This window comes from Rhodococcus sp. JS3073, from assembly GCF_026810085.1.
Lineage (GTDB): Bacteria > Actinomycetota > Actinomycetes > Mycobacteriales > Mycobacteriaceae > Rhodococcus_F > Rhodococcus_F wratislaviensis.
The window spans coordinates 3,532,614-3,556,157 of the sequence record NZ_CP113951.1 but is presented as its reverse complement, the minus strand read 5'-3'; the positions used below and the strand labels follow the sequence as shown (position 1 = coordinate 3,556,157).

The window sequence follows — 23,544 nt, the reverse complement described above, 5'->3', positions numbered from 1 at the left end:
GGTAGGTGCCGCGGCCGTTCGGGTGGGGACTACTTGCCTGCTTCGACCGCCCGGCGCATGCCGCGCTCGACCGCACCGATGATGTACGGACGCAGCTCGACGGCCGGGATGACGGCGTCGACGGAGCCGACCCGCTGTGCCCGCTGGATGTTGTGCACGGCCTCGAACTCGGCCGCGACCTCACCGAGCTTCTCGTTACGCACCGCAGCCTGCTGGGCCGCCAGCTCCACCCGCAGGTGAGCCTGCTGGGCGTCGTTCTGGGCGCCTGCCAGGTTGGCCTCGAGCTCCCGGATCGACGGGTCGGCGGCCACCCGAGAGTTGACCTCGCGGGTGAACACCACGGCCGCGGCGGGGGCACCACCGAGGACCGAGGCGAACGAACCCTCGACCGCCAGCACCTCCATGTTGTCGTTCAGTGCTCCGGAGAACACCACGAACGCGCCACCGTGGTAACGGGAGACGACGCAGAACACGATCGGGCCGTCGAAGTTGACGATGGCGCGGCCGATCTCGGCGCCGTACTCGAGCTGGATGTGCCGCAGCGAGTCCGGGGAACCGTCGAAGCCGGACAGGTTGGCCAGCACCACGAGCGGACGGCTGCCGCTGGCGGCGTTGATCGCCCGGGCCGTCTTCTTCGACGACTGCGGGAACAGCGTTCCCGCGGTCCACTGGTCGGGACCGTTGGCCGGCGACCATCCCTTACGGGCGATGGCCCGCGACTCGATGCCGATGACGCTCACCGGGTAACCGCCGAGGTGCGCGTCGAACACGACGGACGTGTCGGCGTCCGCCATGTCGGCCCACCGCTCCAGCACCGCGTGGTCCTGGTCGACGAGCGAACGCATCACCGTGCGAATGTCGAACGGCTTCTTGCGTTCCGGGTTCGTCTCCGCGGAGAAGATGTCGCCGACCGTGGTGAAGTCGCTGGACGGGTGGATGTGCGGGAAGGACCGCACGTCGCGCCCGATCGGGTCGCTGGTCTGCGCCCGGCGCGGGAAGCGTTCTCCGGCAACGACGTACGCGTGGTCGTAGTGCGCGAACAGGATCTCGCACGCGGCGGGCAGGTTCGGCGCCCAGTACTGCGCCTCACCGTTGGGGCCCATCACGCGGTCGTAACCACCGATGCCGAAGTTGTCCTCGGCCGAGACGCCACCCGAGTAGTCGAGCGAGTTCTTACCGGTGAGCACCATGGCGCTGTCCGGCGTCATGACGAGGATGCCCTTGGTGTGCATCAGCATCGTGGCTTCGGCGTTCCAGTACGGCTGCGCACCGACGTTGATGCCGGCCACGATCACGTTGACCTCGCCACCGTTCTGCGTGAACGTGATGAGGCGGCGCAGGCCGCGGGACACCCAGTCCATGTTCTCGGTGCCGCTGTCCATGGAGATCGTCGCGCCGGACGACAGCGCGAACCACTCGACCGGGACACCCAGCTTCTCGGCCAGGTCCACACCGGCGACGAGGCGGGCGCACTCGGCTTCCGCGACGGTGCCGAGGGCCTTTGTCGGGTCACCGAACAGCGCGACGCGGGTCATTCCCTCGGGATGCCGGTCGGTGCGGGCGGTGACCAGACCGACGACGAGGCCGGCCTTGTTCTGACCGTACGGACGCTCGACGGGAACCAGCTGGCCCGACTCGTCCAGGTCGTGCTCGACGAAGCTGCCGTCGCGGCCGGTGAGCAGCGGGATCAGCTCGTACGGGTAGACGGTGCCGCGGGCGCGTGAGCTGCGGACCTTCTGCGTGTACGCGTCGAGCGGCTGCAGCGGCTCGGTCGGCGGCTCGGTGACCTTGACGACCACGCCGGCGCCGGTGCGGTAGGAGAAGCGCAGAGCCTTCTCCCGCGACTCCGTGCCGGGCTCGCCCTGGAGCCGGGCGATCACGGTGATCTCCTCGAGTCCGGCGCCCGCGGTGAGCGGTGCCGCGACCCGGGCGAACGCCTCGAGGTCCTCGACCGGGACGTCGATCTTCGGCCACACGTACAGCACGACGCGGTTGGCGTCGAGCTTGCGCTTGCTGCCGCGCGTGGCCTGCGCCCGGCGGATGCCGTCGAGGCACGACTGCAGGACGCGTTCCGCGGCGGGAACACCGATGACCTGGCCGTCCTCGTTGCGGACCGGCGTGATGTCGCGGATCTCGGCGAGCGCGATGAGGCGTTCGTCGGTGGGGTTCTCGCGCGAGACCAGGTTGAACAGGAACGTGTCGGCGACCGCGGGGAGGCGGGTGCCGTCGAAGTTCTTCAGACGCCACAGGTCGAGTCGCTGGCCGGTGAGCGGGTGCATGTCCCGGATCAGCTTCTCTTCCGCGAGGACACCTGCGTCCGGGCGGTACGTGAACTTGCGGACGTCCATGTCGGTTCCGCCGAAGACGGACACCGTGACCCGGCGGCAGGTCGCGGCCAGCGGCAGCGCCGCCAGCGCCTTCCGCAGGTCCTCGGACATCGTGTTCGGGTCGGCGGGCGGTGCGGTCCACGACAGGTAGAGGTCGAGGACGAGGTTGTCGGGGTTCTCCGCGGCAACGGCACCGATCTCGTCGAGTGCGCCGGGCAGTTCGGCGTACTCGGCGACGGCCGACACCAGGTTCAGGCGCTCGCCGAGCAGATCGAAGTTGCCGGTGACGAAACGCCGTCCGTTGCGGTCGAAGGACGTGACGTCCTCGAGCGTGCGGATGTCGTAGTAGCGACGGGTGACGACCTCGAGCAGCGGCCCGACGGTCGTGCTCTTGCGGGCGATCCGCTGCCCGAGGAGCTCGGTCAGCGACTGCGGGGTGGCGACCAGGGCCTCGAGACGTTCCTGGTAGTCGGCGGCGTCGGGACGCTCGGCGAGGTACTCGAGGCTGCCGCGGACACCGTCGTAGACCTGCTCGCGGGCCTTGCGGATCTGCGGCTCGTCGAAGAACCGGAACCGCACGTTGCGGGCGACGTTGCCGATCACCGGGTAACGGACCTGGGTGGCGATGATCAGCCGGTCCAGGACCTCGCCGAGTCCGCTGGGTGCACGGCCGGGAGCGTTGCCGTCGTTCAGCCACCGATCGAGCAGGGCGGCGATGACGGGAACCTGGTTGTCCATGCGCTGCTGCGCGAGGAACAGGCGGTAGACCGCCTCCTCCAGCTCGGCGGTGCGCTCGAGGTCGGTGACGTCGTAGTGACGCAGCGCCCGCGACAGCCGGGTCGTGAACGACTCGGGCAGGCCTTCGAGCTCGACGTCGAGGGTGTGGAGGTAGGTGTGGAAGTGCTCGCGCGGGCTGTGGACGCGCTCGTCACCGTCCTCCTCGGCGGCGGTCGGACGGTTACGTCCGATCTCGCAGATGTCCGCGAACGTGTTCAGCAGGGCGAGTTCCGCCTGCACGAGATCCGGGTCGCCCGCGATCTCGGCGCGCAGCTTCTCGTAATCGGCGAGGAGCACTCCGGCGCGCTTCGCGCTGACGTCGTAACCGGTGAGCAGTGCGGCGAGTGCGTCGATCTGCTCGAGGGCGTCGGCCCGGGTGTTCCCGTGCGAAGCGGGAGCACCGAGATCGAACTGGACGCGAGGCGACTTCGGAGCGGTGGACTCCTCGGAGCTCTCCTCGACGCGCAGCAGCGCCGTTCCGGCGTCGACCTGGGAGTTGACCATGGCGAGAACTTCCCGCACCCGGCCTGCGACGGGGGCGCGGACCGCGGTCTCCATCTTCATGCTCTCGAGGACGACCAGCGTGGCGCCGACCTCGACCTCGTCGCCGACGGACACGGGCACCGCGACCACGACTGCGGGAGCCGGTGCGCGGACGACGCCGGCCTCGTCCTGGCTGATCTGGTGGCTGATGCCGTCGACCTCGACGAGGTACTGGGCGCGGCCTGCGACGGAGACGACGTGGTGGCGGCGGTCGCCGATCACCAGGCGGCTCTCGAACTCGCTGAGGCGGTCGACCTCGACCTCGGTCTCGGGGGCGTCCCCGTCGACGCGGTAGCTGTGGGCACCGACCTGCGTGACGGTGAGTCCGTAGGCCTGGCCCTGGTAGCTGAGCTCCACCTTGCGGCCGATGGCGTGACCGGCGCGGGGGCGTCCACCGCGAGCGGACGAGAGGAACGCCTCACGCTCGAGCTTCTCCTCGGCGTCGTAGACGTCGATGGCGGCGGCGATCAGGGCGACGTCCGCGGTCCGGGACGGGACGTTGGAGTTGCCTGCGTCGGTGCGGTCCAGCCAGCCGGTGTCCGCGGACGCCGAGATGACCTCTTCGCGGTCCAGCAGGTCCAGCAGGAACGACTTGGTGGTGGTGCCGCCCTGCAGCACGACCGTGGTCTCGCGAAGGGCGGTGCGCAGACGCGCGAGCGCCTCGGAGCGGTCGCGACCCCAGGCGATGACCTTGGCGACCATCGAGTCGTAGTCGGGCGGGATGACGTCGCCCTGGGCGATGCCGGTGTCGACGCGGAGACCGCTGCCGAGCGGGAACTTGAGCAGCTGCACGGCGCCGGGCGCGGGAGCGAAGCCGTTGGCGGCGTCCTCCGCGTTGAGGCGGGCCTCGACGGCGTGACCGAACTCGGGCGGGCAGTCGCCGACCAGCGGCTCACCGCTCGCGACGAGGATCTGCAGCTTCACCAGGTCGATGCCGGTGGTGGCCTCGGTGATGGGGTGCTCGACCTGGAGGCGGGTGTTGACCTCGAGGAACGTGAACGTCTTCTGCTCGGGCTGGTACAGGTACTCGACCGTGCCGGCGCCGCGGTAGCCGGCGGCGCGCACGAGCTCTGCGGAGACGGTGCGCAGGTGGTTCGACTGCTCGGCGGTGAGGAGCGGGGAGCTGGACTCCTCGATGACCTTCTGGTTCTTGCGCTGGATGGAGCAGTCGCGCACACCGGGAGCCCAGACGTTGCCGAAGTTGTCGGCAATCACCTGTACCTCGACGTGGCGTGCGTCGGTGACCAGTCGTTCGATGAACACGACGGGGTCGCCGAAGGACCGCTGGGCCTCACCCTGGGTGCGTTCGAGCGCGACTTCGAGTTCGTCCTCGGACCACACCTTGCGGATACCGCGGCCACCACCACCGGAGCGGGCCTTGATGATGAGCGGGTAGCCGATGGCCTGGGCGTGACGGCGGGCGTCGGCGCGGGTGGCGACGGGGCCGCCGCTCCACGGCGCGACCGGGACCTCCACCTTCTCGGCGAGGAGCTTGGCCTCCACCTTGTCACCCAGCAGGCGCATCGATTCGGCGGGCGGGCCGATGAACGTGATGCCGAGCTGCTCGCAGACCTCGACGAACGCGGGATCCTCGGCGACGAAGCCCCAGCCGACCCACACGGCGTCGGCCTTGCTCTCGCGCAGTGCGCGGGCCAGCTCGGCGTGATCGAGGTAGGCGGTGCCGGTCTTGACTGTGCGCAAGCACACACCCTCGTCGGCCTGCCGAACGAACATCGCGCGGCGTTCTGCCTCGGTGTGCAGTGCGATCGTGCGGATGCCGTAGTTGTGCTCGGCGTTCAGTTCGCGCACCGCACGAATCAGGCGGACCGCCGCTTCGCCGCGGTTGACTATCGCTATTCGCTTGAACATCTGTTATCGCTCCGTTTCCGTAAAACTCATTGATCCGCAGAGTGTTTCGATGGCCAAGGCCATGTCCGCCGAGGACTGGGTGCCGCCTTCGCGGACACGTGCACCCCTGCACAACCCACTTGACTACCTCCAGGGGCGCCCCGAACGCGATCGTCGGACCTGCGCCATTGCGGGACCGATGCTCGGGGAATGCGAGCATAACGTCGAAAATATGTACCCGCGCGTAACTTCTGCGAGGCCCCGATCTGCTTGTCAAGCGTTCAATGACTTGCGTGTCGACCCTACGGCGGAGTAATGAGGCCGGAATTCCGCCGAACTGGGCGTCCTCCGGGCATGTATCTGCAACCCGTTGTCACAGAGTCGTTTTCGTCCGGTTCCTCGAGAAGCTCTCGGGGAAGGGAACTTTCACGCGGAAGTTACTGGCGGTTCACCTTCGGGTCGGCGCCCGCGGGTTCGGTCGCGTGCGCCACCGCGCCCCGCACGCCGACGTGTGCCTCGCGGTGCATCCGGTCGACCATGTGCGGATAGTGCAGTTCGAACGCGGGACGCTCGGAGCGGATGCGTGGCAGCTCGGTGAAGTTGTGCCGCGGCGGCGGGCAGGTCGTCGCCCACTCGAGGGAGTTGCCGAACCCCCACGGATCGTCCACCGTGACCACCTCGCCGTAGCGGTAGCTCTTGAAGACGTTCCAGACGAACGGCACGGTCGACGCGCCCAGGACGAACGCGAACACGGTGGAGACCGAGTTGAGGACCGTGAAGCCGTCCGAGGGCAGGTAGTCGGCGTAGCGGCGCGGCATCCCCTCGGCGCCGAGCCAGTGCTGGACGAGGAACGTGCCGTGGAAACCGGTGAACGTGGTCCAGAAATGCCATTTGCCGAGACGCTCGTCGAGCATGCGGCCCGTCATCTTCGGGAACCAGAAGTAGATGCCCGCGTACGTGGCGAAGACGATCGTCCCGAACAGCACGTAGTGGAAGTGGGCGATCACGAAGTAGCTGTCGGTGACGTGGAAGTCCAGCGGCGGGCTCGCGAGGATGACGCCGGTGAGGCCGCCGAAGATGAACGTGATGAGGAAGCCGAGCGAGAACAGCATGGGGGTCTCGAACGTCAGCTGCCCCTTCCACATGGTGCCGATCCAGTTGAAGATCTTCACCCCGGTGGGCACCGCGATCAGGAACGTCATGAAGGAGAAGAACGGCAACAGCACCGCGCCCGTCGCGTACATGTGGTGTGCCCACACCGCGATCGACAGGGCGGCGATGGCGATCGTCGCGTAGACGAGCCCGCTGTACCCGAAGAGCGGTTTGCGGCTGAAGACCGGGAAGATCTCCGACACGATGCCGAAGAACGGCAGCGCGACGATATACACCTCCGGATGGCCGAAGAACCAGAACAGGTGCTGCCACAGCAGCACGCCGCCGGTGGCGGGGTCGTACAGATTGCCGCCCAGGTGGCGGTCGACGAACAGGCCCATCAGGGCGGCGGTGAGGATCGGGAACGCCACCAGGATCAGGATGCTGGTGATGAAGATGTTCCACGTGAAGATCGGCATCCGGAACATGATCATGCCCGGGGCTCGCAGGCAGATGACGGTGGTGATCATGTTGACGCCGCCGAGGATGGTGCCGAGACCGGACAGCGCCAGCCCCATGATCCACAGATCGGCGCCGACACCCGGCGCATGCAGCGCGCTCGTCAGCGGCGAGTACGCGGTCCACCCGAAGTCCGCGGCGCCCCCCGGGGTGATGAATCCCGCGATCGCGATGGTGCCGCCGAACAGGAACGCCCAGTAACTGAACGCGTTGAGACGGGGGAACGCGACGTCGGGGGCGCCGATCTGCAGCGGCAGGATGTAGTTGGCGAACCCGAACACGATCGGCGTCGCGTACAGCAGCAGCATGATCGTGCCGTGCATCGTGAACAGCTGGTTGTACTGCTCGTTCGACAGGAATTGCAGACCCGGTACGGCGAGTTCGCCGCGGATCAGCAGGGCCATCAGACCGCCGGCCATGAAGAACACGAACGACGTGATCAGGTACAGAATCCCCAGGTCCTTGGGATCCGTCGTCGTGATCATCTTGTAGAAGAAGCTGCCCTTGGGGCGGTGCCGGGCCGGAAACGGACGGACCGGAAGATGCTGTTGAAATGCCAGATTCACGACGCCCCCCGAAGGGTCCGAGGCGGTTCGGGTCCGGTGTGGACTCCGTTACCAGGGTAGTCACCCGGCGCCCGGAGGGAGCCGCTTTCTGTGGCCGGAAACGACGCGGCCGGAAACGGCGCTGCCGCAGGTGCGCGTGGTGCGCGCCTGCGGCAGCGAGGGTCGGGAAGCGGTCAGTGCGCCCGGTTGACCGCCGAGACGACGGCGCGCAGCGACGCGGTGGTGATCGACGTCGCGATGCCGACACCCCAGACCACGGTGTTCCGTCCGTCGGGAGCGGTCACCGCGCACTCGACGTACGCGGCCGCCTGGGCGTCGTCCCCGGCCGACATGGCGTGCTCGGAGTAGTCGAGAACACGCACGTCGAAATCGATCGTGGCGAGCGCGTCGACGAACGCGGCGAGCGGGCCGTTGCCCGAACCCGAGATCTCGTGCTCCTTGCCGTCGACCTTCACGGTCGCGGTGATGGAGTCGGTTCCGCCGTCCTCCTCGGACGCCGTGACCTTCTGCTTCATCCGCTCGAGCGGCGTGATCGGAGCCAGGTACTCCTCGTGGAAGACGTCCCACATCTCCTTGGGCGACACCTCGCCACCCTCGCCGTCGGTGATCCGCTGGACGGCCTGCGAGAACTCGATCTGCAGGCGACGCGGCAGCACCAGCCCGTGATCGGCCTTCATGATGTACGCGACCCCGCCCTTGCCGGACTGCGAGTTGACGCGGATCACGGCCTCGTACGTGCGGCCCACGTCCTTGGGGTCGATCGGCAGGTAGGGAACCGCCCACAGGATGTCGTCGACGTCCGCGTCCTGCGAGTCGGCGTCGAACTTCATGGCGTCGAGACCCTTGTTGATCGCGTCCTGGTGGCTGCCGGAGAACGCGGTGTACACGAGGTCGCCGCCGTACGGGTGACGCTCGTGGACGGGCAGCTGGTTGCAGTACTCGACCGTGCGGCGGATCTCGTCGATGTTCGAGAAGTCGATCTGCGGGTCGACGCCGCGGGTGAACATGTTGAGTCCGAGCGTGACCAGGCAGACGTTGCCGGTGCGCTCACCGTTACCGAACAGGCAGCCCTCGATGCGGTCGGCGCCGGCCTGGTAGCCCAGCTCGGCGGCGGCCACGCCGGTGCCGCGGTCGTTGTGGGGGTGCAGCGACAGGATGACCGAGTCGCGGCGGGCCAGGTTGCGGTGCATCCACTCGATGGAGTCGGCGTACACGTTGGGCGTCGCCATCTCGACGGTGGCGGGCAGGTTCAGGATCACCGGGTTCGCCGGCGTCGGCTGCAGCACCTCGGTGACGGCGTCGCAGACCTCCTTGGCGTACTCGAGTTCCGTGCCGGTGTACGACTCGGGGGAGTATTCCCAGCGCCACTGCGTGTCGGGGTACTTCTTCGCCTCTTCGAGGGCCAGGGTCGCCGCGTCGGTCGCGATCTTCTTGATCACCTCGCGCTCGGCCTTGAACACCACCCGGCGCTGCAGGATGGACGTCGAGTTGTAGAAGTGGACGATCACCTTGTTCGCGCCCTCACAGGCCTCGAACGTGCGCTTGATCAGTTCCGGCCGGGACTGCGTGAGCACCTGGATGGTGACGTCGTCCGGGATCGCGCCGTCTTCGATGATCTCGCGGACGAAGTCGAAGTCCGTCTGGCTCGCCGACGGGAAGCCGACCTCGATCTCCTTGTAGCCCATCCGCACCAGCAGTTCGAACATGCGGCGCTTGCGGGCGGGGCTCATCGGGTCGATCAGCGCCTGGTTGCCGTCACGGAGGTCGACCGCGCACCACTGCGGCGCGCGGTCGATGATCTTGTCGGGCCACGAGCGGTCCGGCAGCGACACCGGCTCCACTTCTTCGGAGAAGGAGCGGTAGCGGAACGTCGGCATCGACGAATTCTTCTGCGTGTTCCACTCCGGCTGATCGGAGGGAGCAGGCTTGGAAGGCGGCGTGATGGTGCGCGTTCCGGAGGTAAAGGCGTCAGCGGGGGACATGGGATTGATCTCCAGGTTCGATGTGGACTTTCTGAGTCCAACGGCTGTGTCGACCGGCGCACGAGAAACCCCGCGACGGGAAGCCAGTCTGGATCAGACCCCGTCGCGGCAACCAAGGAGGAGTGCGCGCTGCATACTCAGCACTGTACTCCGGGCACCATCGTTCGCGTGCCGGGGTTCGAAGTCCGAGTGAGGAGACAGCGGTGGGCCGCAGCGCGACGGTGGTAACACCGCTGGTGGCCGCACTTTTTGCGGTACTGCTCGCGTCGTGCGCCGGGGTGGTCGAGGGGGCGCCGAGCGTCGCCGGGGTCGGCGAGCCGATCTACGGCCTGCCGGTCAGCGATCACAGCCGCGTCGAGTTGGCCGTTGCCGCCGCGGCCCGCGACATCACGCCGTGCGGCCTGCTCGACGAAAGTCTGGTCGCCTCGCTCGGGCAGGTCACCGCGTTCGGTCCCGTCGGCGATCTGTCGACGTGCCACGCCGAGTTGGTGCCTCCCCGCGGCACGCCCGCCAACCCCGTCTGGGTCGAGGTGACGGTGGGTGAACGCGAACCCACGGAGGAAACCGGTGCCGGCGAGGCGACGTCGGGAATCGAGGTGCGTCCCGCGGTCGGCGCGCTCCCGGGCACGTGCACGCTCTACTTCTCGCTGCCCCCGGTTCCCGGAGTGCCGGACGACGCCACCGGCTCGGGGCGGTGGGGGCACGTGTCGTATCTCGACGGGGCAGGCGGAACGGGTGACTCCGCCGCCGGCGACGACTGCGCGGAGGCCCGCACCGTCCTCGGATCGGTCGCGGACCGGCTGCGCACCCCGGTACCGGTGCGTTCGGATATCCCTCTCGCACAGCAGGATCCGTGCAGGGTGGTCGAGAATATGTCGGGCCGGGGCGTCGAAACGTTCTCCCCGGGCAGTCGTCCCTACGAATGTCTCCTGACGCTCCGCGGCGGCGACGCGGCGTCCGTGCAACTGGCGCTGTCGCCCGAACCGTCGCAGACGGGCGGCCCCGAAGCGGTCGAACTCGACGGCGAGACGTTCACGTACTTCCGGGACGCACTCGAATGTCACTACTACTTCTACCCGGGTGCGGTGTTCGACACGAACCTGCCGTCGAGTCCGGTGAGCGAACGGGACAAACGCAGCAATCGGCTGACGGCGTCCGTGGCGGCGTCCGCGCCTAGCTGCGACGACGCGGAAACGCTGGTGCTCGCCGCGGCCGAAGTGTTCGACTACTGACATGAACACACAGGTCGATGTCGCCCGGGCCTACCTGGACGCGTTGCTCAGCCACGACGGCAACACGGTGCCCATCGAGCCGCGAGCCGTGCGGTACGAGATGGGGCTGAAGACGGCATTCTCCGGAAATCACCTGCGCCGAAGCCTGTCCGGCGGCCCCCAGTACCGGGTGATCCGGGCGATCCGCGACTGTGTGTGGTCGGTCGACGGCGAAACCGTCACCGTCGACTACCTCCTCGACGCCGGACTGTTCGGCCGCACCCTCGTGACGGTCCGGGTGGTCGAGACGTTCCGGATCCCGCAGGACGACCTGCGTATCCATCGCATCGACGCGAAGATCCGGCGCCCCTGATCGGGCGCCGAACCGACTGTCGTGCAGGGCTTCCGCACGTGAGTGGCAAAGTGTGCCCCGGCACGCTTTGCCACTCACATGGGGTCAGTCGAGCGTTTCGTGCGCTGCGGGAACGGAACCCAGGCGCCCGGCCTGGAAGTCCTCGAACGCCTGCAGCACCTCGGCCTTGGTGTTCATGACGAACGGTCCGGCCATCGCGACGGGCTCGCGGATCGGCTTGCCGCCGAGGAGGAACACCTCGAAGGACTTGGTCCGCGAATCCTGCGTGTCGGCCGCGGCGATCGTCAGCGTGTCACCGCGTCCGTAGACGGCCGTCTGGCCCATGCGAATCGGACGGCGTTCCGAACCGACGAGCCCCTCACCCGCGAGGACGTAGGCGAGCGCGTTGAACTCGGGGTTCCACGGCAGCGTCAAGCTGGCGCCCGGAGCGATCGTCGCGTGGACGAGACTGATCGGCGTGTACGTGGACCCGGGTCCGTGGTGTCCGTCCACGTCGCCGGCGATCACGCGAACGAGCGCGCCGCCGTCCGTCGAGGACAGCAGGGCCACCTTCTGGCCGGTGATGTCCTGGTACCGGGGTGCGGCCATCTTGTTGTCGCGCGGCAGGTTCACCCACAACTGGACGCCGTGGAACAGGCCACCGCTCATCACCAGGTGCTCGGGCGGGGTCTCGATGTGCAGGATGCCGCCACCTGCGGTCATCCACTGGGTGTCGCCGCCGCCGATGGTCCCGCCGCCGCCGTTGGAATCCTGGTGCTCCATGATGCCGTCGATCATGTAGGTGACGGTCTCGAAGCCGCGGTGCGGATGCCACGGTGTGCCCTTGGGTTCACCGGGTGCGTAGTCGACCTCACCCATCTGGTCCATGTGGATGAACGGGTCGAGGGCAGGCAGGTCGATGCCCGCGAACGCGCGGCGAACCGGGAAGCCTTCGCCCTCGTAGCCGACGGGTGCGGTGGTGAGCGAACGGACCGGGCGGTCGACGGCGCCGGGAGCGGGTGCGTCGATACGCGGCAGGGCAAGGATGTTGTCGACCGTCACGGCAGGCATGGGGTGTCTCCTCGTACTCAGGTAATTGATTGTTCAACTACTTCATGGTGTGTAACACCCGCGGCGTCCAGGTATTCCCACAGGGGCGGCTCCGCCGCCCGTGCGCGGTTGGCGAGTGCAGAGACTCGTTAACCACGCACGGGCGCGAAGCGCCTCCTAGTTGAGGACGTTCTCGTGATCGGGGCAGTACCGCGTGATCGCGCCGATGATGTACGGGTAGACGCCGTCGTTGGTGAGCATCGGCGTCCACTCCTCACGGACCTGGTCGAGGGGTTTGCCTGCGTCGAGGGCGGTGCAGATCTCGCCGGCCTGATGGACCGCGAGGTCGTCGTCGGTGACGGTCTGGTTGTTCGCGCGCAGGTAGGCCAGGTAGTCGGCGGCCGTCTGCGGGTTGTCGGCGACCGAGAACACGCGGCTGCCGGGGGCGGTGGCGGCGGTCGTCCTCGCCGCCACGGAAGCGGAGGCGGACGTCGTCTCGGAGGCGGCGGTGTCGCTGTCGCCACCGCAGGCGGTGAGGATTGCCGCGGAGCAGACGGTGAGGGCGGTCAGAGCAAGGGTGCGGCGCATGGGGCGTGTGATTCCTTTCGAGGCCTGTGACGGCGACGATCGTATCGCCTGCGGGGCCGGTGTTCCCGGCGGCGATCACCCGCACTGTTCCGGGTCAGAGACCGCGATCGATGAGGTCGAGGATCTCCTCACTCGTCGCGGCGTGAATCTTGTCGACCGCGGCCGCATGCGCGTCGTCGGACGTGCCGACCTCGGCCAACAGGCTTCCGAGGCGCTGCGCGATGGCCGACCGCGCCTCGCTGTCCTCGCCGAGTTCGGCGATGGTCGCCCGAAGCCGGTCGACGTCGGCGAGGGCGACGGACATCGGATCCGGGACGAGTTCCGAGCGCAGGAACTCGGCGACGGCACGCGGGCTCGGGTGGTCGAACACCATGGTCGGCGGCAACCGCAGCCCCGTGGCGGCACCGAGATGATTACGGAGCGCCACGGCGGCCAGCGAATCGAAACCGAGTTCCTTGAACGCCTGGTCGGGGTCCACCGAGTCCGACGCGTCGTAGCCGAGCACCGTGGCTGCTCCGCCCCGCACCAGATCGAGCATCAGGTGCCGCTGTTCGGGGATCGACCTGTCGGTGAGGCGCTGCGCCCAATCCGACGGTCCGGACCCGCTCGGGCCGGTGACGACCGCGTCCGACCCCACGGCGTGCGGGCGTGATTCCCGGATCAGGCCGCGCAGCGGGGCGGGAACGTAGGGTGCGGCCGAACCGGAGTGGTCGAACCGTGCGGCCGCGACCGTGGGGGCACCGGCAGCCAAGGCGCTGTCGAAGAGGGTCAGGCCGTCGGCCGCGGGCATCGGAACCATTCCGCTGAGGCGGGCTCGGGCGAGGTCGATCGCGCCGAGGTTGTCGGTCATGGCGCTCGGTGTCGCCCACATGCCCCACTCGATCGAGAGCCCGGGCAGCCCGAGGGCGTGGCGGTGATGGGCGAGGGCGTCGAGGAACATGTTCGCGGCCGCGTAGTTCGCCTGCCCGGGGGCCCCGAGGACGCCGGCGAGCGACGAGAACATGACGAACACCCGCACGTCGCCGTTCGCAGTCAGCCGGTGCAGGTTCCAGGCCGCGTCGACCTTCGGCCGCAGGACCGCGTCGAGCCGTTCGGGGGTGAGCGACGCCAGGGTGCCGTCGTCGATCACGCCGGCCGCGTGGATCACCGCCGTGAGTGGGTGTTCGGGCGGTATCCCGGCCAGCAACGCGGCGACCGCCGACTCGTCCGAGGTGTCGCAGGCAACGATGCTCACCTCGGCACCCAGACCGCTCAATTCGCTGGACAGTTGGTCGCTGCCCTCGGCGTCGGGTCCGCGCCTGCTGGTCAGCAGCACGTGCCGTGCCCCGTGCTCGGTCACGAGGTGCCGGGCGACGAGAGATCCCACCGTGCCGGTGCCGCCGGTGACGAGAACGGTGCCGTCGGGGTCGAACGGTGTCGGTTCGTCGACGGCGGGCATGCGCCGCAAGCGAGGTGCGCGCAAGGTGCCGTTCCGGACCGCCAGTTGCGGTTCCCCGCTCGCCAACGCCGATGTGACCGCGGCTTCGGCGTCCGATTCGTCGTCGAGGTCGATCAGCACGAACCGGTCCGGGTTCTCGTTCTGTGCGGAGCCGACGAGTCCCCACACCGCCGCGGCGGCGAGGTCGGGACGGACGTCGTGGTCCTGCCCGTCGCCGGTCACCATGGCGTTGCGGGTCACGATCACGAGCGGGGTGTCGGCGACAGCGTCGTCGTCGAGCCAGTCCTGGAGCAGTCGCAGTACCCGAGCGCACAGGTCGTGGGTCGCGTCCGGACCGTGGTCGCCCTCGGTCGCGCACCCGACCAGCACCGTCCACGGACGCAGGTCGTCGTCGTCCGGCCTGGACTCCATCGCGGTCCGCAACGTCTCCAGGTCGGGATAGTCCGGGAACGTCGAACCGACACCCGGGTCGCCGAATCCTTCGGCGCCGAGGACGACCGCCGGGCCGAGGGGTCGTTCGGACGAGGCCACCTCCACCGGGATCCAGGCGGCCCGGTGTAGCCGCAGAGCAGCCGATCGACCTGCGTCGGCCGCCCTCGGCGCCACCCGCAGCGCATCGACGGTCAGTACCGGCTCACCCGCGGGGTCGACGGCGGCGATGCGATACCGTCCGTCCTCGCCGGCAGTGAACCGGGCGGTCACCGCCTCCGCGCCGACGGTGTACAGACGGATCCCCGACCAGGTCAGCGGCCAGCCGTCCCACCCGAGGAGGGGTTCGATGGCCGCCTGCAGCAGTTCCGGGTGAATACCGTATCCGCTCGTGTCGGTGCCTTCGTCGAGGCGCACCTCGGTCTCGGTGTCGCCCGGGTCGTGCTGCGGCACACCGGCGGCAGGGCCGGCGATGTCGTCGATCGTCGCCGAAGCGTTCCGAACCCAGCTGTCCGGACCGTCGGTGTCGCCCGACTTCGACGAGATCGTGACGGTGCGGGCGCCGTCGGTGCCGGGTGGCGACACCAGCACGCGAATCGTGGCCAGGCCCGACGGCGGGAGGACGAGCGGGTGGTGCAGGGTGAGTTCGTCGATGTGGTCGAGGCCGACGTGGTGGGCCGCGTGCAAGGCGAGTTCCACCGGCACCGCAGGCAACAGGGTTTTCGCGTCGCCGGTCGGCGGCTGGTCGCCGTCGTCGATCGTCGGTGGGACGAGCCACGGATCCCGGTGCAGGGACAGCTGTCCGGTGAACAGGGTCGCGTCGTCGTCGAGCGTCACCGCGGCGCCGAGCAGCGGATGATCGACCGGGGTCAGACCCAGCTCGGTCGGATCGCCGGTATGCCGGGTGGACGCGGTCGGCCAGTAGGAGCGGCGCTGGAATGCGTAGGTGGGCAGGGCGACCCGGCGGCGACCCGGCAGTACCCGATCCCAGTCGATCGTTGCGCCCTGCACGTACGCGGCGGCGACCGCCTCGATGATCCCGTGTGCTTCGTCTCCGCGTCCGGGCAGCGTGGCGATCGTGTTCGGCACGACCTCGGCGGCCAGTGCCGCCAGAGCCGCACCCGGACCGACTTCGACGAGGCGGGTGACGCCGAGTTCGTCGAGGGCGCAGACGCCGTCGTGGAAACGCACCGCGTGCCGGATGTGCCGGGTCCAGTACTCCGGGGACATGAGTTCGTCGGCGGTGGCGACGCGCCCGGTGACGTTGGAGACGACGGGAATCCTCGGCGGCTGCGCCGTCAGCCTCGACACCACGGCGGCGAACTGGTCGAGGATGGGGTCCATCAGGGCCGAATGGAAGGCCCGCTCGACCCGTAGGCTCGTGGTCTTCAGTCCGGCGGCGGACAGTTCGGATGCGACGGCGTGCACGTCGCGGTCGCCGCCCGCGAGGACGACGGATTCGGCGCCGTTGACGGCCGCGAGATCGACGCGGCCGTCGATCCGCGGCAGGATGTCCTCCTCGCGTGCCCGTACCGCGATCATCAGACCCGGCTTGGTCGACTGCATCAACCGCCCACGATCACCCACCAAAGCGGCGGCATCGGGCAGGCTGAACACCCCGGCGACGTGCGCCGCGGAGATCTCGCCGATCGAATGGCCGATTAGGTAGTCGGGGGTGATGCCCCAGTCCCGCAGCAGTCGGTAGAGCGCTACCTCGATCGCGAACAGTGCCGGCTGGGTGTATTCGGTGCTGTCCAGCTTCGCGCCGCCGCCGTCGGAATCATCCCAGATGACTTGCCGTACCGGGGTTTCCACGTGCTCGTCGAGTGCGGAACAGACCTCGTCCAGTGCCCTCGCGAACACCGGGTAGGCCGCGTAGAGGCCGCGGCCCATTCCGATGCGTTGCGCACCCTGGCCGGTGAACATGAAGGCCGTCTTGCCGCGGGCGCTCGTGCCGGTGACGACGTTGCCGCCGAGCTGCCCCGTGACGATGCGGGCGAGGCCGTCGCGCAGGTCGGCCACTGTTTCTCCGATCACCGCCGCGCGGTGGGTGAAACCGGATCGGGTGGTGGCCAGCGAGTACGCCAGGTCGGCCGGATCCGGGAGTTCGGACTCGTCCGTGTCGAGAAACTCCGCCAACCGGGTGGCCTGCGCCCGCAGCGCATCCGCGGTCTTTCCGGAGATCACCCAGACCAGCGGCGACGCCGACGGCGAGACCTCCGGCACCGCGTCCTCGGGCGGTTGTTCGAGGATCATGTGCGAGTTGGTGCCGCTGATACCGAACGACGAGACGGCCGCCCGGCGGGGCCGCCCGGTCTCCGGCCAGGCAACCGATTCGGCGAGCAGCGAGACCTCGCCCGCGGTCCAGTCGACGTGCCGGGTGGGAACGTCGCCGTGCAGGCTCGGCGGCAGCATCCCGTGCCGCATCGCCATCACCATCTTGATCACGCCGGCGACGCCCGCCGCCGCCTGGGAATGGCCGATGTTCGACTTGACGGAACCGAGCCAGAGCGGCCGGCCCTCCCGACCCTGCCCGTACGCGGCCAGCAGTGCCTGCGCCTCGATCGGGTCGCCGAGCGTCGTGCCGGTGCCGTGTGCCTCCACGGCGTCGATGTCTGTGGGGCCGAGCGCGGCATCGGCGAGCGCTTGACGGATCACCCGCTCCTGGGACGGCCCGTTCGGGGCGGTCAATCCGTTGGAGGCCCCGTCCTGGTTGACTGCCGATCCGCGGATGATCGCCAGCACCCGGTGGCCGTTGCGCCGGGCGTCGCTGAGCCGCTCCAGCACCACCATTCCCGCGCCCTCGCTGAGCCCGGTGCCGTCGGCCCGGTCGGAGAACGGCTTGCAGCGTCCGTCCGAGGCGAGCCCGCGCTGGCGGCTGAACTCGATCAGCACACCGGGTGTGGCCATCACCGTCGCCCCACCGGCCAGTGCCAGCGCGCATTCCCCGTCGCGGAGCGCCCGCGCCGCAAGATGCATGGCCACCAGCGACGACGAGCAGGCCGTGTCCACAGTGACGGCGGGACCGGTGAAGCCGAGGGAGTAGGAGATGCGGCCGGAGGCCACGCTGTTGCTCGTCCCGGTCATCAGATAGCCCTCGGCGTCGACGTTGCGCTGAGTCATCAGATGGAATCCGTAGTCGCCACCCATCAGCCCGACGTATACGCCGGTGTCGGTGAGACCGGGAGCGGTCGGCCGGATTCCCGCCTGCTCCAAGGCTTCCCACGCGCTCTCGAGGAGCAGCCGGTGCTGCGGGTCCATCGCGATCGCCTCGCGCGGGCTGATGCCGAAGAACGCGGCGTCGAATTCGTCTGCGTCGTAGAGGAACCCGCCCTCCTTCATGTACGTGGTGCCGGCCCGGTTCGGGTCGGGGTCGTACACCTCGTCGAGATTCCAACCCCGGTTGTGGGGGTACGCCCCCACGGCGTTGCGGCCGTCGCGGACGAGCCGCCACAGGTCCTCCGGGCAGTACACCCTGCCCGGGTATCTGCAGGCCATTCCCACGATCACGATCGGGTCGTCGTCCCTGCGGGCACGTGCCGGACCGGCCGGCTGCGGGACCGCATCGTCCCCGAGCAGGCGCGCCACCAGCTCCTGGGTCAACGCGTCCGCGGTGGGATGGTCGAACACCACCGTCGCGGCCAGTCGCACACCGGTGGCGGTCGCCAGCTGATTGCGCAGTTGCACGGCGGTCAGCGAGTCGAAACCGAGTTGTTTGAACGCACGTTCCGGATCGATCGCCTCCTTTCCCTCGTGACCCAGCACCGCCGCCACGTGGGTGGTGACGATGTCCAGCACTCGGCTGTGCCGCTCACCGGGGTCCAACGCCCGCAACTCCTCGGCCAGACCGGTCGGGGAATCGGCGGCAGCGGCGCGGCGACGACGGACACCGAGCACCCGGCGCAGGATCGGCGGCAACGACTCACCCTCGGATCGGGAGGCCCGCGTCGAGAGCCGTATCGGCACGATCAACGGACGGTTCACGGCGAGAGCAGCATCGAACAGGGCCAGACCCGACTCCGGGCTGATGGTGTCGATGCCGCTGCGCTGCAACCGGTCGAGATCGGCCGCATTCAGATGGGACGTCATCCCGCTGGGCCGGTCCCACAGCCCCCAGGCCATGGACGTCGCCGGCAGCCCGCGGGCGCGCCGGTGCTCCGCGAGTGCGTCGAGGAAGACATTCGCCGCCGCATAGTTCGCCTGGCCGGCGCCGCCGAGCACACCCGCCGCCGAGGAGAACAGCACGAACGCGGACAAGTCGCGGTCCCGGGTGAGTTCGTGCAGATGCCAGGCACCCTCCACCTTGGGACGAAGGACGGCGTGCAACTGCTCCGCGGTCAACGAGGCGGCGGTGGCGTCCTCGAGCACCCCGGCGGCATGGATCACGCCGGACAGGTCTGGAATGCCGGCGAGGAGAGCGGCCACCGCGGCGCGGTCGGCGACGTCGCAGGCGACAGCGCTCACCTCCGCCCCCGACTCGGCGAACTCGGCACGCAGTTCGGCCGCACCCTCGGCATCGAGCGGGTGCCGGCCGGTCAGCATCAGCCGGCGCACTCCGTGCCGCGCGACGAGGTGGCGGGCGATCAGTCTGCCGATGGTTCCCGTGCCGCCGGTGATCAGGACCGTGCCGTCCGCGCCGAAGAGTGCGGGTCCCGGTTCGGGCGCCGCCGCGGGGGTCACCGCGGCGAGCATGGGCGCCAGCAGTACACCGTCCCGGATGGCCAGCTGAGGTTCGTTGCAGGCCAGGGCCATGGAGATCAACGAAGGGTCAGCGGTGTCCACGTCCAGGTCCACCAGCGTGATGCGGTCCGGGTGCTCGTTCTGCACCGCGCCGATCAGTCCCCACGCGGGGGCGGCAGACACGTCGTCGACCGGTTCGTCGTCGCGGACCGCCACCGCGAGCCTCGTCGTGACCAGCAAGCGGGTCTCGGCCAGGCGATCTTCGCGGAGCCAGGCCTGGACCGCCCGCAACGTCGCCTCCGCGGCGGCGTGCGCGCGCGCCGGCATGTCCGGCTCGTCGCCCGGTTCGCGGTCGAGCCACAGCACGCGACCTTCCGGATCACCGCCGGCAAGCGCCTCCTCGAGCGGCATCAGGTTTGCCGGAGAAGTGCTGGACGCGCCCACCGGCATCCACTCCACGCGGTAGAGGCTGTCTCGGACCCCGGCGGCAGGCACACCCGCGTCCCCGAGCGGCCGCAGCGCCAGCGATTCGGCGGTCAGCACCGGTCTGCCCGCCGCGTCGTACGCGGAGACCCGGTAGCGCTCGGGGCCGGTCGTGGTGACGTGCACGCGCAACGCGGTGGCGCCCACCGCGTGCAGTTGCACCTTGTCCCAGGCGAACGGCAGCCGGACACCGGCGTCCACGGCTCCGAGCGCAATCACGTGCAGCGCCGCGTCGAGCACCGCCGGGTGGATCCCGTACCCCGCGACCGCCGCAGCCGGGTCTTCGCCGCTCAGCCGCACCTCGCCGTACAGGTCGTCGCCGCGACGCCACGCCGCCCGGAGACCCCGGAAGGCCGGGCCGTACTCGTAGCCGGCCTCGTCGAGCACGTCGTACAGACCCCGGACATCGATCGGCGTGGAATCAGCTGGCGGCCAGTGCTGTTCGGGGGAGTCGGCGGTGTCCACTGCTGCCGTGAGCGTGCCGGTGGCGTGCCGGGTCCACGGAGTGTCCTGCGTGGCATCCGCGGGCCGGGAGTGCACCGACACCGTCGATCGGCCCGCCTCACCGTCGGCGAGCACGCTCACCTGCAACGCCACCTCACCCTCGGCGGGAATCACCAGGGGTGCCTCGATGGCGAGTTCCTCCAGTCGGCCGCACCCCACACGGTTCCCCGCGTGCAGGGCGAGCTCCACGAAAGCCGTGCCCGGCAGAATGACGGTGCCGCTGACACCGTGGTCGCTCAGCCATGGAAGGCGTTGTGGCGACAGCAGACCCGTGAACACCGCGCCCCGGCCGTCGCCGAGCTCGACCGACGCGGCGAGCATCGGGTGTCCACCGGTTTCCATGCCCGTCGACGCGAAATCGCCCTGCGGAACGGGGCTTTCCAGCCAGTAGCGGCGGTGCTGGAAGGCGTACGTGGGAAGGTCCACCCACTGCTGCCGATCGTCGTGGCGAGCCCAGCTCACCCGATCCCACTCGACGTGCAGTCCGTACACCTGCGCCTCGGCGAGTGCGGCGGTGAACTGGCGCAGGCCCGCGCGGTCGCGTCGGATGGTGCCGATCGCTCGGCCGGCGACGCCCGCCGCGTCGAGGGTTTCCTGCAACGGCACGGTGAGGACCGGGTGGCTGCACGACTCGACGAACAGTCGATACCCGTCCGCGGCCAGTGATTTCGTCGCCTGCTCGAACCGGACCGTCCGTCGCAGGTTCCGGTACCAGTAGTCCGCGTCCAGCGCGGTGCCGTCCAGCACGCCACCGGTCACCGACGAGTAGAACGGAATTCGCGACCGGCGGGGAGTGATCGACGCGAGGACGTCGAGAATAGGATCACGCAGGACGGAGACGTCCGCGCAATGCGACGCGTATTCCACCGCGATCCGCCTGGCCTGGACACCGTCGCCCTGCAACTGCCCGACCAGGATGTCGAGGGCGTCGACGGGTCCGGAGATCACCGTCGCGGACGGCCCGTTGATCGCCGCGACCTCGACGGCACCGGCCCAGGGCTGAATCTTCTCCCGCACGATGTCCGGCGGCAGTGCCACCGAGGCCATCCCGCCGCCCCGCTTGGCCGACGCGCCGATCACCCTGCTGCGTGCCGCCACGACGAGGGCCGCGTCCGAAAGGCTCAGCGCGCCCGCGACATAGGCGGCCGCGATCTCGCCCTGCGAATGCCCGACGACGGCCGCCGGTTCGACACCGTGGGACCGCCACAATTCCGCGAGACCGACCATCATCGCGAACAAGGCCGGCTGCACCACGTCGACCCGGTCCAGCGACGCGGGATCGCGGTCGCGCAGCACGTCCAGCAGCGAGAAGTTCGTATACGGAGCCAGCGCGTCGGCGCACTCCCGCACGGTCTCGGCGAATACCGGCGACGTGTCCAGAAGCTCGGTGGCCATGCCCACCCACTGCGAACCCTGTCCGGGGAAGACGAACACCGGCCGGTCGCCGGCTTCCAACGCCACGCCGGTCACGACGTCGGCGCTGGGCGCACCTCTGCTGAGCGCGTCGAGGCCGTTCAGCAGACTCTGAGGCCGTGCGCCGATCACGGCGGCGCGGTGGTCGAACGTGGCACGGGACCCCAGCAGTGCGCCTGCCACCGCGGCGGGCGTGAGGTCGGGGTGCTCGGTGACGAACTCGTGTAGCCGCTCGGCCTGGGCGCGCAGCGCGAGCTCGGTGTGGCCCGACACGAACCAGGCCACGACTTCGTCCGGGGGAGAAGCTGATTCACCCGCCTGTGGCTCGACCGGTGGGGCCTCCTCCAGGACGACGTGTGCGTTGGTGCCGCTGATGCCGAACGACGAGACCGCCGCCCGCCGGGGCCGATCGGACTCCGGCCACTCCCGGTTCTCGGTGAGCAGGGACACTGCACCCGCGGACCAGTCGACGTGCGGGGTCGGCCGGTCGACGTGCAAGGTCTTCGGCAGGACGCCGTACCGCATCGCCATGATCATCTTGATCACCCCGGCGACGCCCGCGGCGGCCTGGGTGTGCCCGAGATTCGACTTCACCGAGCCGAGCCACAGGGGCCGGTCGGCCGGGCGGTCGCGGCCGTAGCCGGCCAGCAGGGCGGACGCCTCGATCGGATCGCCCAGCTTCGTGCCGGTGCCGTGCGCCTCGACCACGTCGACGTCGCCCGGGCCGAGTCCCGCATTGGCCAGCGCCTGCGCGATCACCCGCTCCTGAGCCTGCCTGTTCGGGGCGGTCAGGCCGTTGCTGGCGCCGTCCTGGTTCACCGCGCTGCCACGGATGACAGCCAGTATCCGGCGACCCTTGCGCTCTGCGTCGGACAGCCGTTCCAACGCGACCATCCCGGCGCCTTCGCCCCACGCCGTGCCGTCCGCAGCGGCGGAGAATGCCTTGCACCGGCCGTCCCGGGCCAGTCCGCGCTGGCGGCTGAACTCCACGAACACCGCGGGGGTCGCCATGACCGTCGCCCCGCCCGCCAGCGCCAGTTCGCACTCGCCGCTGCGCAGCGCCTGCATGGCGAGGTGAATGGACACCAGCGACGACGAGCACGCGGTGTCCACCGTGATCGCGGGTCCGTTCAGGCCGAAGCTGTAGGCCACGCGGCCGGACGCGACGCTCATGGCGTTGCCGGTGATGAAGTACCCCTCGAGGTCTTCCGGTGGCATGCCGCCCGCCCGCGCCGCGTAGTCGATGCCGGACAGCCCAGTGAAGACTCCGACCTGGCGGCCGTGCACCGACCGCGGATCGATGCCGGCATGTTCGAACGTCTCCCAGCTCGTCTCGAGGAGGAGTCGCTGCTGGGGATCCATCGCCAGCGCCTCGCGCGGCGAGATGCCGAAGACCTCGGGGTCGAAACCCGCCGGATCGTCGAGGAAGCTGCCCTGCACCGTGTACGTCTTGCCGGCCTGCTCGGCCTTCGGATCGTAGAGATCCGCCAGGCCCCAGCCCCGGTCCTCCGGGAACCCGGCGACGGTGTCGGACCCGGACTCCACCAAGCGCCACAGGTCCTGCGGCGATCGCACCCCGCCGGGGAACCGGCAGCCCATGCCGATGACGGCGATCGGTTCGCGGCTCACACCCTCGACCTCGCGCAGCTTTTCCCGCGCCTGGTAGAGCTCCGCGGTGACTCGCTTCAGATAGTCGAGGAGCTTCGCCTGATCGGCCATATCGGGGTCCTATCCGAGATCCG

The 23,544-nt window shown here is 69.4% G+C and carries 8 protein-coding genes; 2 read left to right on the top strand and 6 right to left on the bottom strand.

All coding sequences use genetic code 11. From position 1 onward, the window contains the following. Window positions 1-29: 29 nt before the first annotated feature. The 3 genes from OYT95_RS15960 to leuA form a co-directional block, all read right to left on the bottom strand. Complete coding sequence (locus tag OYT95_RS15960) at window positions 30-5,516, bottom strand: ATP-binding protein (RefSeq protein ID WP_268791932.1); 5,487 nt, start codon at window positions 5,514-5,516, stop codon at window positions 30-32. A gap of 416 nt (window positions 5,517-5,932) precedes the next feature. Beyond that, the gene (ctaD, locus tag OYT95_RS15955; RefSeq protein ID WP_268791931.1) at window positions 5,933-7,672 is read right to left on the bottom strand and encodes an aa3-type cytochrome oxidase subunit I; all 1,740 of its coding nucleotides are present in this window, start codon (window positions 7,670-7,672) and stop codon (window positions 5,933-5,935) included. A 173-nt stretch (window positions 7,673-7,845) separates the two neighbouring features. Further along, window positions 7,846-9,654: a 2-isopropylmalate synthase gene (gene leuA, locus OYT95_RS15950; RefSeq protein ID WP_037229237.1), complete on the bottom strand. Its 1,809-nt coding sequence runs from the start codon at window positions 9,652-9,654 to the stop codon at window positions 7,846-7,848. Window positions 9,655-9,857: 203 nt separating this feature from the next. Between leuA and OYT95_RS15945 the strand changes: the two genes are divergently transcribed. Further along, window positions 9,858-10,886 carry a hypothetical protein gene (locus OYT95_RS15945; protein WP_268791930.1) on the top strand — a complete coding sequence of 343 codons (1,029 nt, stop codon included), beginning with the start codon at window positions 9,858-9,860 and terminating at the stop codon, window positions 10,884-10,886. A gap of 1 nt (window position 10,887) precedes the next feature. Next, a complete protein-coding gene (locus tag OYT95_RS15940; protein ID WP_268791929.1) occupies window positions 10,888-11,238 on the top strand; it encodes a hypothetical protein in 351 nt (116 codons plus the stop codon). 84 nt (window positions 11,239-11,322) lie between these two features. Here OYT95_RS15940 and OYT95_RS15935 read toward each other — a convergent pair whose 3' ends face one another. From OYT95_RS15935 to OYT95_RS15925, 3 genes are all read right to left on the bottom strand, one after another. Then, window positions 11,323-12,288: a pirin family protein gene (locus tag OYT95_RS15935; protein WP_268791928.1), complete on the bottom strand. Its 966-nt coding sequence runs from the start codon at window positions 12,286-12,288 to the stop codon at window positions 11,323-11,325. Window positions 12,289-12,444: 156 nt separating this feature from the next. After that, a complete protein-coding gene (locus OYT95_RS15930; RefSeq protein ID WP_037229225.1) occupies window positions 12,445-12,855 on the bottom strand; it encodes a DUF732 domain-containing protein in 411 nt (136 codons plus the stop codon). Window positions 12,856-12,949: 94 nt separating this feature from the next. After that, on the bottom strand, window positions 12,950-23,521 hold the full coding sequence (locus OYT95_RS15925) for a type I polyketide synthase (protein WP_268791927.1): 10,572 nt from the start codon (window positions 23,519-23,521) through the stop codon (window positions 12,950-12,952). Between the last annotated feature and the right edge of the window lie 23 nt (window positions 23,522-23,544).

Excerpts from the sequence above, each read along its gene's own strand:
- OYT95_RS15930 (WP_037229225.1), bottom strand. The coding sequence starts at position 12,855 with ATGCGCCGCACCCTTGCTCTGACCGCCCTCACCGTCTGCTCCGCGGCA.
- OYT95_RS15925 (WP_268791927.1), bottom strand. The coding sequence starts at position 23,521 with ATGGCCGATCAGGCGAAGCTCCTCGACTATCTGAAGCGAGTCACCGCG.
- OYT95_RS15940 (WP_268791929.1), top strand. The coding sequence starts at position 10,888 with ATGAACACACAGGTCGATGTCGCCCGGGCCTACCTGGACGCGTTGCTC.
- OYT95_RS15960 (WP_268791932.1), bottom strand. The coding sequence starts at position 5,516 with ATGTTCAAGCGAATAGCGATAGTCAACCGCGGCGAAGCGGCGGTCCGC.
- leuA (WP_037229237.1), bottom strand. The coding sequence starts at position 9,654 with ATGTCCCCCGCTGACGCCTTTACCTCCGGAACGCGCACCATCACGCCG.
- OYT95_RS15935 (WP_268791928.1), bottom strand. The coding sequence starts at position 12,288 with ATGCCTGCCGTGACGGTCGACAACATCCTTGCCCTGCCGCGTATCGAC.